Annotated in this window: 16 protein-coding genes; 7 read left to right on the top strand and 9 right to left on the bottom strand. The window is 50.3% G+C overall.

Annotation, left to right across the window (positions count from 1 at the left end; genetic code table 11):
* Positions 1-71: 71 nt before the first annotated feature.
* Positions 72-779 carry a DUF554 domain-containing protein gene (locus C0K55_RS16430; RefSeq protein WP_000234506.1) on the bottom strand — a complete coding sequence of 236 codons (708 nt, stop codon included), beginning with the start codon at positions 777-779 and terminating at the stop codon, positions 72-74.
* A 152-nt stretch (positions 780-931) separates the two neighbouring features.
* Between C0K55_RS16430 and C0K55_RS26645 the strand changes: the two genes are divergently transcribed.
* A complete protein-coding gene (locus C0K55_RS26645) occupies positions 932-1,015 on the top strand; it encodes a hypothetical protein (RefSeq protein WP_212976457.1) in 84 nt (27 codons plus the stop codon).
* 162 nt (positions 1,016-1,177) lie between these two features.
* The gene (speC, locus tag C0K55_RS16425) at positions 1,178-3,313 is read left to right on the top strand and encodes an ornithine decarboxylase (protein ID WP_105266620.1); all 2,136 of its coding nucleotides are present in this window, start codon (positions 1,178-1,180) and stop codon (positions 3,311-3,313) included.
* A gap of 48 nt (positions 3,314-3,361) precedes the next feature.
* On the opposite strand, the gene nupG is transcribed toward speC, so the two are convergent.
* The 4 genes from nupG to mutY all read right to left on the bottom strand — a co-directional run bounded on the left by nupG (position 3,362) and on the right by mutY (position 7,318).
* Entirely contained in the window at positions 3,362-4,618 is a 1,257-nt protein-coding gene (gene nupG, locus C0K55_RS16420; protein WP_001517062.1) for a nucleoside permease NupG, read from the bottom strand.
* Positions 4,619-4,817: 199 nt separating this feature from the next.
* Positions 4,818-5,897 (bottom strand): membrane-bound lytic murein transglycosylase MltC, encoded by a 1,080-nt coding sequence (gene mltC / locus C0K55_RS16415; RefSeq protein WP_001517061.1) that lies wholly within the window; start codon positions 5,895-5,897, stop codon positions 4,818-4,820.
* A gap of 66 nt (positions 5,898-5,963) precedes the next feature.
* Positions 5,964-6,239 carry an oxidative damage protection protein gene (locus tag C0K55_RS16410; protein WP_000091700.1) on the bottom strand — a complete coding sequence of 92 codons (276 nt, stop codon included), beginning with the start codon at positions 6,237-6,239 and terminating at the stop codon, positions 5,964-5,966.
* Positions 6,240-6,265: 26 nt separating this feature from the next.
* A complete protein-coding gene (gene mutY, locus C0K55_RS16405; protein ID WP_105266619.1) occupies positions 6,266-7,318 on the bottom strand; it encodes an A/G-specific adenine glycosylase in 1,053 nt (350 codons plus the stop codon).
* Between the two features lie 160 nt (positions 7,319-7,478).
* Between mutY and trmB the strand changes: the two genes are divergently transcribed.
* From trmB to C0K55_RS16375, 5 genes are all read left to right on the top strand, one after another.
* Entirely contained in the window at positions 7,479-8,198 is a 720-nt protein-coding gene (trmB, locus tag C0K55_RS16395) for a tRNA (guanosine(46)-N7)-methyltransferase TrmB (RefSeq protein WP_000786922.1), read from the top strand.
* Positions 8,198-8,524, top strand: coding sequence for a YggL family protein (locus C0K55_RS16390; RefSeq protein WP_001107572.1), 327 nt, complete (start codon positions 8,198-8,200; stop codon positions 8,522-8,524). The genes trmB and C0K55_RS16390 overlap by 1 nt, the downstream gene beginning before the upstream one ends.
* Before the next feature lie 201 nt (positions 8,525-8,725).
* Positions 8,726-9,445, top strand: coding sequence for a DUF2884 domain-containing protein (locus C0K55_RS16385; RefSeq protein WP_000984801.1), 720 nt, complete (start codon positions 8,726-8,728; stop codon positions 9,443-9,445).
* Positions 9,446-9,620: 175 nt separating this feature from the next.
* The gene (gene ansB, locus C0K55_RS16380) at positions 9,621-10,667 is read left to right on the top strand and encodes an L-asparaginase 2 (RefSeq protein ID WP_000394192.1); all 1,047 of its coding nucleotides are present in this window, start codon (positions 9,621-9,623) and stop codon (positions 10,665-10,667) included.
* 116 nt (positions 10,668-10,783) lie between these two features.
* Positions 10,784-11,791 carry a DUF1202 family protein gene (locus tag C0K55_RS16375; RefSeq protein ID WP_000745199.1) on the top strand — a complete coding sequence of 336 codons (1,008 nt, stop codon included), beginning with the start codon at positions 10,784-10,786 and terminating at the stop codon, positions 11,789-11,791.
* A gap of 64 nt (positions 11,792-11,855) precedes the next feature.
* On the opposite strand, the gene hemW is transcribed toward C0K55_RS16375, so the two are convergent.
* Genes hemW through yggT form a run of 4 tightly spaced genes read right to left on the bottom strand, consistent with a single transcriptional unit; the run spans position 11,856 to position 14,439 of the window.
* Positions 11,856-12,992, bottom strand: a complete 1,137-nt coding sequence (hemW, locus tag C0K55_RS16370) for a radical SAM family heme chaperone HemW (protein ID WP_105266618.1) — start codon at positions 12,990-12,992, stop codon at positions 11,856-11,858.
* Positions 12,985-13,578 (bottom strand): XTP/dITP diphosphatase, encoded by a 594-nt coding sequence (locus C0K55_RS16365; RefSeq protein ID WP_001174757.1) that lies wholly within the window; start codon positions 13,576-13,578, stop codon positions 12,985-12,987. The genes hemW and C0K55_RS16365 overlap by 8 nt, the downstream gene beginning before the upstream one ends.
* Positions 13,579-13,585: 7 nt before the next feature.
* Positions 13,586-13,876 (bottom strand): DUF167 family protein YggU, encoded by a 291-nt coding sequence (yggU, locus tag C0K55_RS16360; protein ID WP_001277217.1) that lies wholly within the window; start codon positions 13,874-13,876, stop codon positions 13,586-13,588.
* The gene (gene yggT / locus C0K55_RS16355; protein ID WP_001094831.1) at positions 13,873-14,439 is read right to left on the bottom strand and encodes an osmotic shock tolerance protein YggT; all 567 of its coding nucleotides are present in this window, start codon (positions 14,437-14,439) and stop codon (positions 13,873-13,875) included. Before yggT ends, yggU begins: the two co-directional genes overlap by 4 nt.
* Between the last annotated feature and the right edge of the window lie 3 nt (positions 14,440-14,442).

Below are 14,442 nucleotides of genomic sequence, written 5' to 3'. Positions count from 1 at the left end.
GTCAATTAAATTTCTTCAATTTATAGCAGACTGCACAATCTATCATCACTTTGCCGTTACTACACGCATCATCAGACAAACCAGGCGCTCCAGGCGGCGGAAAGAGGCATTGCCAGAAGTAGTGCTGGAAGCATGTTGACCACCGGAAATAGTTTAATGCCGCAGATGCGTAAGCCGGTTGCTAGCAGCAGCAAACCACCTACGGCGCTGAAGTCCGCCATCATCGATGGTGTTGTCAGCGGTAATATCAGCGCAGCAGCCCAGGCCAGCGTTAACTGGATGATCAGCAATGGAATACTAATCACCGATACCGCAATGCCAAGTGAACAGGCGAAGATCATCGCGGTAAAGAAATCCAGAAATGACTTGGCGATTAAAATGCTCGGATCGCCGGTCATCCCTTCATTCATCGCGCCGAAGATCCCGGTGCCGCTGGCACAAAACAGGACAATAATCGCGACAAAATTCTGAATAAAAGATTCATGCGCTGGCTTTTTACGCGAGTGACGAAACAAATTTTGCGCTTTAGCGACTGCGGTATTAACACCTTTTTCCAACAAACAAATTTCACCAATTAATGCACCGAGTAGCGTCGCTAAAACCATCGCCGGAAGGTTGGCGCATTTCACCACCAGTAAAATACCAATTCCCAACGATGCCAGACCAAAAATGGATGTCATAGAGACACGGATCCGTTCCGGTAAGCGTTGACTAAGCAGTGCGCCGAGGACGCCACCCAGTAATACTGCACTAGCGTTGATAAAAGGGCCGATGACCACAAGAGTTCCTGTTAATTGTGTTGTTTGATGTTTTTATTATGAACTTTTTGTCCCGCCGATTGCTTGTCTGACCGCAAAGTCCTGGCTTGCACGCTCTGGTGAAAGGTGCCATGATTGCGCGAATTTTCTCCTTGTTGTACGGAGTTTGCCCGATGCACGCCACCTCCTTACATTCTCTTGTTTATCGCCGTTTTGCGCGAAACGCTTCCCTTTCCATATTACTGCTCATGCGGTGAAGTTAACGCACGCTCACTGTAGGACAACAGTAAAATCAGAGCCATTCTGCTTTTACTGATGTCTGGCGGTCGGAGCTGGTGACCAGTTTGACCCACATCTCATGCGGCAGGTTTTTACACCTTGCCCGGTATTTTTACCTCCCCGAAACGGGTTTTACATTTATGAAATCAATGAGTATTGCCGCCAGTAGTGAACTGGTTTCCCGAATTTCTACCCATCGTCGCGTGGTGGCGCTGGAAGATACTGATTTTACGGACGTCGCGGCAGTCGTCATTACCGCTGCGGATAGCCGCAGTGGCATTCTTGCGTTACTTAAACGCACTGGTTTTCATCTACCGGTGTTTTTGTATTCCGAACAGATTGTTGAATTGCCTGCGGGCGTCGCGGCGGTAATCAATGGCAACGAGCAGCAGTGGCTGGAGCTGGAATCTGCAGCCTGCCAGTACGAAGAGAACGTGTTGCCGCCGTTTTATGACACGCTGACGCAATATGTTGAGATGGGCAACAGCACTTTTGCTTGCCCGGGTCATCAACATGGCGCGTTCTTTAAAAAGCATCCTGCGGGGCGTCATTTTTACAATTTCTTCGGTGAGAACGTTTTTCGTGCCGATATGTGCAACGCCGATGTGAAACTGGGCGATCTGCTTATTCATGAAGGCTCAGCGAAGGATGCGCAGAAGTTTGCGGCCAAAGTGTTTCATGCTGATAAAACCTATTTTGTGCTTAACGGCACTTCGGCAGCAAACAAAGTGGTTACCAATGCGCTGTTAACGCGTGGCGATCTGGTACTGTTCGATCGTAACAATCATAAGTCGAATCATCACGGTGCATTGATTCAGGCTGGGGCGACGCCGGTGTATCTGGAAGCCGCGCGTAACCCGTTCGGTTTTATCGGCGGTATTGATGCGCATTGTTTTAATGAAGACTATTTGCGCCAGCAAATTCGGGAAGTGGCACCAGAAAAAGCCGAACTACCGCGCCCGTTTCGCCTGGCAATTATTCAGTTAGGAACTTATGACGGTACTATCTATAACGCTCGCCAGGTGATCGAGACCATTGGGCATTTGTGCGATTACATTCTGTTTGATTCCGCGTGGGGCGGTTACGAGCAGTTTATTCCGATGATGGCAGATAGCTCGCCGTTACTGTTAGAACTTAACGAAAACGATCCGGGGATCTTTGTTACCCAGTCGGTGCACAAACAGCAGGCGGGATTCTCACAGACTTCGCAGATCCACAAAAAAGATAACCATATTCGCGGGCAGGCGCGCTTTTGCCCGCATAAGCGGTTGAATAATGCCTTTATGCTCCACGCCTCCACCAGTCCGTTCTATCCGCTGTTTGCTGCGCTGGACGTTAACGCCAAAATCCATGAAGGGGAGAGCGGTCGTCGACTGTGGGCGGAGTGTGTTGAGTTGGGCATTGAAGCGCGCAAGGCGATTCTTGCACGCTGTAAGCTGTTTCGCCCGTTTATCCCGCCCGTTGTTGGTGGCAAATTGTGGCAGGATTATCCGACGTCAGTATTGGCCAGCGACCGTCGCTTCTTCAGTTTTGAACCGGGGGCGAATTGGCACGGCTTTGAGGGATATGCCGCAGATCAGTATTTTGTTGATCCGTGCAAGCTGCTACTGACCACGCTCGGTATCGATGCCGAAACCGGTGAATATAGCGACTTTGGTATTCCTGCGACGATTCTGGCGCACTATCTGCGTGAGAATGGCATTGTGCCGGAAAAGTGCGATCTCAACTCTATTCTGTTCTTATTAACCCCGGCGGAGAGCCACGAGAAGCTGGCACAACTGGTCGCAATGTTGGCACAGTTTGAACAGCATATTGAGGATGACTCGCCACTGGCTGAGGTGTTGCCAAGCGTTTATAACAAATATCCGGTGCGCTATCGCGACTATACCCTGCGCCAGTTGTGTCAGGAGATGCACGATCTGTATGTCAGTTTCGACGTCAAAGACCTGCAAAAAGCGATGTTCCGCCAACAGAGTTTCCCGCCTGTAGTGATGAATCCCCAGGATGCGCATAGCGCCTATATTCGTGGTGAAGTGGAGTTAGTGCGTATTCGTGATGCCGAAGGGCGGATTGCGGCGGAAGGCGCGCTGCCGTATCCACCTGGCGTGCTTTGCGTGGTGCCGGGGGAGGTATGGGGAGGCGCGGTACAGCGTTATTTTCTCGCACTGGAAGAAGGCGTGAATTTGTTGCCGGGGTTTTCGCCGGAGCTACAAGGTGTCTATAGCGAAACCGATGCCGACGGCATGAAACGTTTATACGGTTATGTGTTGAAGTGAGAACAAAAAAACGGGCTACCATCTGGTAGCCCGTTTTTCTTGGCGTAATTAGTGGTTAACCGTCTGTGTGCCCGCCGGGACACGAACGTGTTTGTATTTGAACATCGCCATGAACGCGAAGGCCAGAACCACGGAGTAACCTGCGAAAATCAGCCATACGGTCTGCCAGTCGGTAATGCCGTTTTGGGTATACATCTCAACCACTTTACCGCTCACAATACCGCCGAGGATACAGCCGAAGCCGTTGGTCATCATCAGGAACATCCCCTGCGCACTGGCGCGAATTGCCGGGCTAACTTCTTTTTCCACAAACACCGAACCAGAGATGTTGAAGAAGTCGAATGCGCAACCGTAGACAATCATTGACAGCACCAGCAGTACAGTACCGAACGGAGTCGGGTCGCCGTAGGCAAACAGCGCAAAACGCAGTATCCACGCCACAATACTGATCATCATTACGTTCTTAATACCGTAGCGGCTTAAGAAGAACGGGATAGTCAGAATGAACAGCGTTTCAGAGATTTGCGAAATCGACATGATGATTGACGCATGTTGCACGATAAAGCTGCTGGCGAACATCGGATCTTTGTCGAAGCTGTGCAGGAAGGTATTACCGAACATGTTGGTAATCTGCAGTTCCGCGCCCAGCAGCATCGAGAAGATGAAGAAAATCGCCATACGCTTGTTTTTAAACAGCGCGAATGCATCAAGCCCCAGCAAAGTCGTCCAGCTCTGATTCGCTTGCTGTTTAGCAACCGGAATATACGGCAGCGTAAAGGTAAACAGCACCAGAACGGCGGAAAGGGCTGCGCCAATATACAGTTGCATGTGGCTTAGTTCGAAGCCTGACAGGCTCACCACCCACATCGCCATAATAAAACCGATGGTGCCCCAGATACGGATTGGCGGGAAATCAGTAACGATATCCAGCCCCGCGTTTTGCAGGCGATAGTAAGAGATGGTGTTGATTAACCCAAGTGTTGGCATATAGGCAAACGAGTTAATCAGGATAACGAGGAACATCGCCTCCGGCGTGGTAACTTGCGCCGCCATGAAGAGAGTAATTGCGCCGATGGTGTGACAAATGGCATATACCCATTTCGCACTTAACCATTTGTCGGCCACAATCCCCAGCAAAGCAGGCATAAAGACCGCGGCGATACCCAGTGAACTATAAACTGCGCCAATAGAAGCACCGTCGAACTTCAGGGTAACGAACATATATGAGCCGAGGGTCGTTAGCCAACTTCCCCACAGGCAGAACTGCAGAAAAGAGAGGATTTTCAGCTGCAGCTTAAGATTCATGTTAATTTCCTCACATCGTGATGCGGATGAGTGTTTTAAAAAGCACATTTGACCGTGCAAGATGATGCGATTCTATCAACTTCGCTGACTGTTTTTTTGTTATCCGTAGCAAATAATTGCAAATAATCTCAATTTGCAAGGCGAAATTGTGAAGCGTGTAACACTTTGCCTCGAAGTAATGTCAGAGGCAAAGGTGAAATTATCGACGGCGGTAAGATTTCTGCGCCATGTTCACTTTATAGAGATAGCGGCGAGATTCCGCAGAAGGATGGCGGGTCGTCAAAGTCTGATAAACATCACCTGGCGTCATGGTGTTAATAATATTAGCTGCCTGAATTTTATCATTCGAGAAAACACGTAACACGCTGCCTGCGCCGCCGTTATAGGCGGTGATGACGGCATAACGGCGCGACGTTGGGTTATCAATGCCGCCGAGATAAACATTATTCAGCATCGCCAGATATGCGGTGCCGGTATCAATGTTGCTGGCAGGATCGAACAAGAAACTGCGGCCTGGTATGCCGGATTTCCCCTGTGAGCGGAACACGTCTTTCCCGGCGGTGTGCTGTACTACCTGCATTAATCCCAGCGCATCGGAACGGCTGACCGCATACGGGTTAAATGAGGATTCGGTTTGCATAATCGCCAGAATTAATGACTCATCGACACCATATTTTCGTGACGCCTGGCGAACCATACCGAGATATTTATGCGCACGTTTATCAAGGTGGTTCGGCACCATATTAATGGTTACGCTGTAGATAATACGCAGCCCGTTGCTGCGGCTTTTGAGGCGGTTTTTCAGCAGATAATCCGCGAAATTGCTCGCGCGACCTTCCCAACGAATTGGCTGCCCGGTGTTGTCTACTACCTGACCATAAAGGAAAGGTTCTTTTGATATCGTAATATCATCAACATCGGAATAGAGATCGACCGACCCCGGATCGTCACCCATCAGTAACGTTTTGATAATTGCCCGGCGCAGGTGTGCGACAGGTTCCGTCCCGGCGATGGTTTCGATAGTGATCGTACCATCATCAAAGTTGATGTGGCTGCGGGTTTGATATTGATCGGTGTATTTCACGTAGTCCTTAGGACCGGCGATCACCACCTCTTTGAATCCCCAGATGTTTTCAATATTGTGGGCAAATTGCCCCATCAGAATATCAAAACCGTTGGTATCTTTGACCCAGGCTTCATTATAGGTATCGCCTTTTTTGGTCGTCGAACAGGAGATGAGCAACGGCGCAATCAAAGCCAGCGCGAGATATTTTTTCATCATTCCGGGTGCGTGTTGTGTTTGTTTTTATGCAAGTTGCCGGAGGCGTGCTCCGGCAATGTCTTTTTATTTTTTATCTTCCGGCGTATAGCCTTCGATATGTACCTCTTTACCTTCGAACAGGAAATTGACCATCTCCTGCTCCAGCAGCTTGCGGTGCTCAGCATTCATCATGTTAAGTTTCTTTTCGTTGATCAACATGGTTTGCTTGTGCTGCCACTGCGCCCAGGCTTCTTTGGAAATCTCGTTGTAGATGCGTTTTCCCAGTTCGCCGGGGTATAGCTGAAAATCCTGACCTTCTGCTTCACGCTGCAGGAAAGTACAAAAAATCGTTCTGCTCATAAATTATCCTCTTATCGACTCACGCGCTAAACCGGCGCGCCAGTGCGTAACTGCTGTAACAAACGCTCCACGGGAGCCGCCAGGCCAACTGACGGCGGTTGCGCTAAGTTATACCAGAGCGCATTGCCTTCATCCATGCAACCGGTGAATGACGACACGGGAAGCCACATAGGCACAATATCTAAATGGAAATGGCTGAAGGTATGACGAAACGCGGTGAGTTGCGTCAGGTGACCGGCGTTGATCTGCCGTTGCGCCAGCCATTGCCGCATACTTTCTTCATCAGCAAACTGCGGGAAGCAGTATAAACCGCCCCACAATCCACTTGGCGGACGCTGCGCCAGAAATACTTCATTTTCGTGCTGTAACAGCAGAAAGTAGCCGGTGCGCTCCGGCAGCGTCTGTTTCGGTTTTTTGCCTGGATAAAGTGACCAGCTATCATTGGCCGCGGCAATGCAGCCGTTTTGTAGCGGGCAGAGCGAACACTTTGGCTTCGAGCGCGTGCAGATCATCGCGCCTAAATCCATCATCGCCTGATTAAACCGCTCCACACCGACGGCGGGCGTCACCTGTTCGCTCAAACTCCACAGTTTATTCTCGACCTCTTTTTTCCCTGGCCAGCCGCTTACAGCATAGCAGCGCGCCAGCACGCGTTTGACGTTACCGTCGAGAATCGGAAAGTGCTTACCCAGAGAAAGTGAGAGGATCGCGCCCGCGGTGGAACGCCCGACGCCCGGTAGTGCGGCGATTTCCTCAAAGGTTTCCGGGAATTTTCCGCCGTGTAAGGTGGCAACTTGCTGTGCCGCTTTATGTAGATTGCGCGCGCGGGCGTAATAGCCAAGCCCGGTCCATAAGTGGAGAACTTCATCCAGCGGCGCATTGGCGAGATCGGTCACCGTCGGGAAGCGCGTCATAAAGCGTTCAAAATAGGGGATAACAGTCGCAACCTGAGTTTGTTGCAACATCACTTCTGAGAGCCATACTTTGTAGGGCGTCTTGTCAATTTGCCAGGGCAGGGTTTTCCGCCCGTATTTATCGTACCAGTCCAGAACCTGGGCTGAAAATTGCGACGCTTGCATGGTCACCAAATTCACAGTTGTTGGGGGCAAGATTGCAGCACAGCGACGACAGGGTGTAAACCGGAACTTTCCGCAGCCACGGCCTTATCATGCTTGCATCCGGCAACTAACTTTGGATAATGCCCGTTTTCAGAACACTTTCACAAGCGACTAAATCTTTATGAAAAACGACGTCATCTCACCGGAATTTGATGAAAACGGCCGTCCTCTGCGCCGTATCCGTAGTTTTGTACGCCGCCAGGGGCGACTGACCAAAGGCCAGGAACATGCGCTGGAAAACTACTGGCCGGTGATGGGCGTTGAGTTCAGCGAAGATATGCTGGATTTCCCGACGCTGTTTGGCCGTGAAGCGCCGGTGACGCTTGAGATTGGTTTTGGCATGGGTGCTTCGCTGGTGGCAATGGCGAAAGAGCGTCCGGAGCAGGATTTCCTCGGCATTGAAGTGCATTCGCCGGGCGTTGGCGCTTGCCTGGCTTCCGCGCATGAAGAGGGGCTGAGCAATCTGCGCGTGATGTGTCATGACGCGGTCGAAGTGCTGCATAAAATGATTCCTGACAATTCATTGAGCATGGTTCAGCTCTTTTTCCCTGACCCGTGGCACAAAGCACGTCATAATAAACGCCGTATCGTTCAGGTGCCGTTTGCTGAACTGGTAAAAAGCAAACTGCAACTGGGGGGCGTATTCCATATGGCGACCGACTGGGAACCTTATGCGGAACATATGCTCGAAGTGATGTCTTCCATTGACGGTTATAAAAACCTGTCAGAAAGTAACGATTACGTACCGCGCCCGGAATCACGTCCGGTGACGAAATTTGAACAACGTGGTCATCGTCTTGGTCACGGAGTATGGGACTTAATGTTCGAGAGGGTGAAATAATGGCAAAGAACCGTAGCCGTCGTCTGCGTAAAAAAATGCACATCGACGAATTCCAGGAATTAGGATTTTCGGTGGCATGGCGATTCCCGGAAGGTACATCGGAAGAACAGATTGATAAAACCGTTGATGACTTTATTAACGAGGTTGTCGAACCGAACAAGCTGGCTTTTGACGGCAGCGGTTATCTGGCCTGGGAAGGTCTGATCTGCATGCAGGAAATTGGCAAATGTACCGAAGAACATCAGGCGATTGTGCGTAAGTGGCTGGAAGAGCGCAAACTGGATGAGGTACGCACCAGCGAACTTTTCGACGTTTGGTGGGACTAAGAAAGCATACGGGCGATGACAAACGCAAAACTGCCTGATGCGCTACGCTTATCAGGCCTACAATGGGTATGCAATATATTGAGGTTGCACGATTGAGTAGGCCGGATAAGGCATTTACGCCGCATCCGGCATGGACAATGCGCACTTTGTTATCAATCCGGGCCAGCAAATGCTGGCCTGATTTGTTCTTGAGGGAAGATTATGATGCGCAAAATGCTGCTGGCGGCAGCACTTTCAGTAACGGCAATGACTGCTCACGCCGACTACCAGTGCAGCGTCACACCGCGTGACGATGTGATTGTCAGCCCGCAAACCGTACAGGTGAAGGGCGAAAACGGCAATCTGGTGATCACGCCAGACGGCAATGTGATGTACAACGGCAAGCAATATTCTCTGAGTGCCGCCCAGCGCGAGCAGGCGAAGGATTATCAGGCAGAACTGCGCAGCACGTTGCCGTGGATTGATGAAGGGACTAAGAGCCGCGTTGAGAAAGCCCGCGTCGCACTGGATAAAATTATCGTTCAGGAGATGGGTGAAAGCAGTAAAATGCGCAGCCGTCTGACCAAGCTCGATGCGCAGTTGAAAGAACAGATGAATCGCATTATTGAAACGCGCAGCGATGGCCTGACGTTCCACTATAAAGCCATTGATCAGGTTCGCGCCGAAGGCCAGCAACTAGTGAATCAGGCGATGGGTGGAATTTTGCAGGACAGCATTAATGAAATGGGCGCGAAAGCGGTACTGAAAAGCGGCGGTAATCCGTTACAGAATGTGCTGGGAAGCCTGGGCGGTTTGCAATCCTCCATCCAAACCGAGTGGAAAAAGCAGGAAAAAGATTTCCAGCAGTTTGGCAAAGATGTCTGTAGCCGTGTGGTGACCCTGGAAGATAGCCGCAAAGCCCTGGTTGGGAATTTGAAATAATCCTCTATTTTAAGACGGCATAATACTTTTTTATGCCGTTTAATTCTTCGTTTTGTTACCTGCCTCTAACTTTATAGATCTCCAAAATCCATTCACGTTGTAAATTGTTTAACGTCAAATTTCCTATACAAAGCTAAGGGATAATACGTAGCGTTCACGTAACTGGAGGAATGAAATGGAGTTTTTCAGAAAGACGGCACTTGCCGCACTGGTTATGGGTTTTAGTGGTGCAGCATTAGCATTACCGAATATCACCATTTTAGCGACTGGCGGGACGATTGCCGGTGGTGGTGACTCCGCAACCAAATCTAACTACACAGCGGGTAAAGTTGGCGTAGAAAACCTGGTCAATGCGGTGCCGCAATTGAAGGACATTGCGAACGTTAAAGGCGAGCAGGTCGTTAACATCGGCTCCCAGGACATGAATGATAATGTCTGGCTGACACTGGCGAAAAAAATTAATACCGACTGCGATAAAACTGACGGCTTCGTCATTACTCACGGTACAGACACGATGGAAGAAACCGCTTACTTCCTCGATCTGACCGTAAAATGTGATAAGCCAGTAGTGATGGTCGGCGCAATGCGTCCGTCCACCTCCATGAGCGCAGACGGTCCATTCAACCTGTATAACGCGGTAGTGACCGCAGCAGATAAAGCCTCCGCTAACCGTGGCGTGCTGGTAGTGATGAACGACACCGTGCTGGATGGTCGTGACGTGACCAAAACCAACACTACCGATGTAGCGACCTTCAAGTCTGTTAACTTCGGTCCACTGGGTTACATTCACAACGGTAAAATCGACTATCAGCGTACTCCGGCGCGTAAGCACACCAGCGATACGCCGTTTGATGTCTCTAAGCTGAATGAACTGCCGAAAGTTGGTATCGTTTATAACTATGCTAACGCATCCGATCTTCCGGCAAAAGCACTGGTAGATGCGGGCTATGACGGCATCGTTAGCGCCGGTGTGGGTAACGGTAACCTGTATAAAACCGTATTCGACACCCTGGCAACCGCGGCGAAAAACGGCACTGCGGTAGTGCGTTCTTCTCGCGTACCGACGGGCGCAACCACTCAGGATGCCGAAGTGGATGATGCGAAATACGGTTTCGTCGCCTCTGGTACGCTGAACCCGCAAAAAGCGCGCGTTCTGCTGCAACTGGCGCTGACGCAAACTAAAGATCCACAGCAGATCCAGCAGATTTTCAATCAGTACTAATCGCCTCGCCCCGGTATCGTGCCGGGGCTTTCTCACTTCAGACTCACGTCCATTGTCAATCATAATTATCATGATGATAATCACGGGAATAAATTATTCCACACGAGACTTTCACTGTGAAAAAACAATGGATTGTAGGTACGGCGTTGTTTGTGTTGATGTCAGGTTATGGCTGGGCCGATGGTGAACCGCCAACTGAAAATGTCTTAAAAGATCAATTCAAAAAGCAATATCACGGCATTCTCAAACTGGATGCCATCAATTTAAAAAACCTTGATGCGAAGGGGAATCAGGCCACCTGGTCTGCGGAAGGTGATGTCTCTTCTAACGATGATCTCTATACCTGGATCGGTCAGTTGGCAGATTATCAACTTCTGGAACAGACCTGGGTGAAAGATAAACCCGTAAAATTCTCAGCGATGTTAACCAGTAAAGGAACGCCCGCGTCTGGCTGGACGGTGAATTTTTACTCTTTTCAGGCAGCAGCCAGCGATAGTGGGCGGTTTGTTGATGATATCAAAACGAATAATAAGTACCTGATTGTGAATAGCGAAGATTTCAATTATCGCTTTAGTCAGCTTGAGTCAGCGCTGAATGTGCAGATGAATTCGATTTCGGGGCTGGAAAAGGAAGTGAAAGAGCTTGATAAGCAAATGGTTGCGGCACAGAAAGCGGCGAATGCTTATTGGGGAAAAGGGGCAGATGGCAAGCAAATGACTCGTGAAGACGCTTTTAAAAAAATACACCAGCAACGGGATGCGTTTAATAAACAGAATGATAGCGAGGTGTTCGCGGCTAAATATGACAAAGAGGTCTATCAACCGGCGATTGCGGCATGTCATAAACAGAGTGAAGAGTGTTATGAAGTGCCGATTCAGCAGAAACGGGATTTTGATATCAACGAGCAGCGGCGACAGACTTTTCTGCAATCACAAAAACTCAGCCGTAAATTGCAGGATGACTGGATAAAGCTTGAAAAAGGGCAATATCCGTTAACGATGAAAGTTTCGGAAATAAACAGTAAAAAAGTCGCGATTTTGATGAAGATTGACGATATCAACCAGGCTAATGAACGCTGGAAAAAAGATACCGAACAACTGCGGCGTAATGGGGTGATTAAGTAATTTTTGCGATGATGCATGGCTTGTAGCCGGATGTGGCGTTTACGCCGCATCCGGCAGAACAAGTTTACTCGGCCAGAAACAGTTCCAGCAGTGAATTTAAAAACAACTTCCCATGTTCCGTTATCTGCCAGTAATCCGCACATTCGGTGAGATAACCCTGAGCGATAGCCTCGTCTAACTGAGAGCGAATCACTTCTTCGCAAAGGCCGGTATACTGGCTAAACTCCACGCGTGGCGCGGCCTCCAGCAAACGGAAGCGATTCATAAAGAACTCGAACGGCTTATCAGCGGCTTCTACATCACGCTGGCTTTCCAGATAACGCCCCTGCATAAAACCACGCGGGTGACGCGTTTTGGTGGTACGCAGAATGCGCCCGTCCGGGAAGGTCACTTTGCCATGCGCGCCGCAGCCGATGCCGAGGTAGTCACCAAATCGCCAGTAGTTGAGATTGTGTTGGCATTGATAACCCGGTTTGGCGTAAGCGGAGGTTTCATATTGCTGATAACCCGCTGCGGTTAATAACTGATGCCCCTGTTCGAAAATATCCCACAGTGCGTCGTCGTCCGGTAGCACCGGTGGCCGCGAACCAAACAACGTATTGGGTTCGATGGTCAACTGATACCAGGAAAGATGCGGCGGATTCAGTTCAATGGCCTGTCGCAGATCGCCAAGCGCCTCTTCCAGTGATTGATCAGGCAACCCGTGCATCAAATCAAGGTTAAAACTACGCAGCCCCAGCCCGCTTGCCAGATTCGCTGCCCGTTTCGCTTCTTGCGGGCCATGAATGCGTCCAAGTCGTTTCAGCTTTTCTTCGCTAAAACTCTGCACACCAATAGAGATGCGGTTCACACCGGCACGCTGATAATCAACAAAGCGATCGGCTTCTACCGTACCAGGATTCGCTTCCATAGTAATTTCTGCATCCGCTGCCAGCGGCAAACGCGCACGCACGCTGTCCAGCAGCGTTTGCATCGCCGGGCCAGAAAGCAGGCTCGGCGTACCACCGCCAATAAATATTGTCTGCACTTCACGACTCTGAGCATAAGCCACATCATTGTCCAGATCGTTAAGCAGATGCTGAACATAATCGTCGTGCGGCACTTCTCCTTTCAACGCGTGAGAGTTGAAATCGCAGTACGGGCATTTCTGCACACACCACGGGATGTGAATGTAGAGACTGAGCGGCGGTAACTTAACCATTACGTAGCGCGTCCAGCAGCAGTTTCAACGCCTGACCACGGTGGGAAATGGCACTCTTCTCTTCGCGAGTCAGTTCGGCAGCGGTTTTGCCTTCAGAAGGCACGAAGAAAATCGGATCATAACCAAAGCCACCAGTACCAGCAGGTTCACGGGTAATCACGCCAGGCCAGCAACCGTGGCACACCAGCGGAGTCGGATCTTCCGCATGACGCAGATACACCAGCACGCAGTGGAAACGTGCCTGGCGTTGGTCGTCCGGTACGTCTTTCAGGGTTTCCAGCAGTTTTTGCAGATTCTTTTGATCGGTTGCGTCTTCACCGGAATAACGAGCGGAGTAAATCCCCGGCGCTCCGCCAAGCGCATCAACCGCCAGACCGGAATCGTCGGCAATCGCCGGTAAACCGGTCGCTTTGGCCGCGTGGCGCGCTTTCAGGATCGCGTTTTCGATAAAGGTCAGGCCGGTCTCTTCGGCGGAATCGACGCCAAGTTCCGTTTGGGCCACGATATCAAGACCGAAGTCGCTAAGCAGCGACGCCAGCTCACGCACTTTACCGGCATTGCCGGTTGCGAGGACAACTTTTTGCATAGGATACCTAATTAATTAACGCCGCGATTTCTGGCGGGATTTGTTGCGGATTAATGATTTTAATTTGTTTGTGGCGGCCAAGTTCGCCTTTTTCAATCACCACCTGGCTTTTCGCGACCCGGAACTGCTTACCGAGAAACTTCACCAGATGGTTGTTGGCCTGGCCGTCGACCGGCGGTGCGGTAATGGCGACTTTTACTTCGTCGCCATGTAAACCGACAATAGAATCACGGCTGGCTTTCGGCTGGATATAAAGCCGTAATACCAGACCGTCATCGTTTACTGTTACGGCACTCATAACGCCATCCACAGCCCCGGCAGCAGCATGTTTCCGGTTGCCTGTAATACTTCTGCGACACCCATATTGATGACATACAGCAGCAGTACGAGGATCATTGGTGAGAAATCAATCCCTCCCATTGCCGGTAGCAGGCGGCGAATCGGACGCAGTAGCGGATCGGCAAGCTGGATCAGCACATATTCAATTGGGCTGCGACCCTGACTTACCCAGCTCATTATCGCCATCACCAGCAGTACCCAGAAGATCAGCAGGCCGATAGTTTTCAGCAGAATCAGCAAACCGGCAATCCAGATGATCGGCAGGAAGGTTACGACTTTGAACAGGACGATGGCTTTGATGAAACTCAAAATGTACGCCACCAGCAGTGAGGCGCTGTCAATCGGCCCCATTGCCGGAATAACGCGGCGCAGTGGCCCGATAATCGGCTGCGTCACCTTCACCACAAACTGTGAGAAGGGGTTATAAAAATCACAATGAGCCCACTGCATCCAGATGCGTAATAACAGCACCATGGTATACAGCTCAATGACCGTTGAAAGCAGGAAAGTCAACGTATTCATGGC

Source organism: Escherichia sp. MOD1-EC6098, from assembly GCF_002965865.1.
GTDB lineage: Bacteria > Pseudomonadota > Gammaproteobacteria > Enterobacterales > Enterobacteriaceae > Escherichia > Escherichia marmotae.
The sequence above is the reverse complement of the archived record's forward strand: the minus strand, read 5'-3'. Positions and strand labels throughout refer to the sequence as shown.

What these genes read in the sequence shown, in the direction of transcription:
- mutY (WP_105266619.1), bottom strand. Translation starts at nt 7,318, where the DNA reads ATGCAAGCGTCGCAATTTTCAGCCCAGGTTCTGGACTGGTACGATAAA.
- trmB (WP_000786922.1), top strand. Translation starts at nt 7,479, where the DNA reads ATGAAAAACGACGTCATCTCACCGGAATTTGATGAAAACGGCCGTCCT.
- C0K55_RS16385 (WP_000984801.1), top strand. Translation starts at nt 8,726, where the DNA reads ATGATGCGCAAAATGCTGCTGGCGGCAGCACTTTCAGTAACGGCAATG.
- C0K55_RS16390 (WP_001107572.1), top strand. Translation starts at nt 8,198, where the DNA reads ATGGCAAAGAACCGTAGCCGTCGTCTGCGTAAAAAAATGCACATCGAC.
- C0K55_RS16365 (WP_001174757.1), bottom strand. Translation starts at nt 13,578, where the DNA reads ATGCAAAAAGTTGTCCTCGCAACCGGCAATGCCGGTAAAGTGCGTGAG.
- C0K55_RS16410 (WP_000091700.1), bottom strand. Translation starts at nt 6,239, where the DNA reads ATGAGCAGAACGATTTTTTGTACTTTCCTGCAGCGTGAAGCAGAAGGT.
- speC (WP_105266620.1), top strand. Translation starts at nt 1,178, where the DNA reads ATGAAATCAATGAGTATTGCCGCCAGTAGTGAACTGGTTTCCCGAATT.
- yggT (WP_001094831.1), bottom strand. Translation starts at nt 14,439, where the DNA reads ATGAATACGTTGACTTTCCTGCTTTCAACGGTCATTGAGCTGTATACC.
- hemW (WP_105266618.1), bottom strand. Translation starts at nt 12,992, where the DNA reads ATGGTTAAGTTACCGCCGCTCAGTCTCTACATTCACATCCCGTGGTGT.
- C0K55_RS26645 (WP_212976457.1), top strand. Translation starts at nt 932, where the DNA reads ATGCACGCCACCTCCTTACATTCTCTTGTTTATCGCCGTTTTGCGCGA.
- ansB (WP_000394192.1), top strand. Translation starts at nt 9,621, where the DNA reads ATGGAGTTTTTCAGAAAGACGGCACTTGCCGCACTGGTTATGGGTTTT.
- yggU (WP_001277217.1), bottom strand. Translation starts at nt 13,876, where the DNA reads ATGAGTGCCGTAACAGTAAACGATGACGGTCTGGTATTACGGCTTTAT.
- nupG (WP_001517062.1), bottom strand. Translation starts at nt 4,618, where the DNA reads ATGAATCTTAAGCTGCAGCTGAAAATCCTCTCTTTTCTGCAGTTCTGC.
- mltC (WP_001517061.1), bottom strand. Translation starts at nt 5,897, where the DNA reads ATGAAAAAATATCTCGCGCTGGCTTTGATTGCGCCGTTGCTCATCTCC.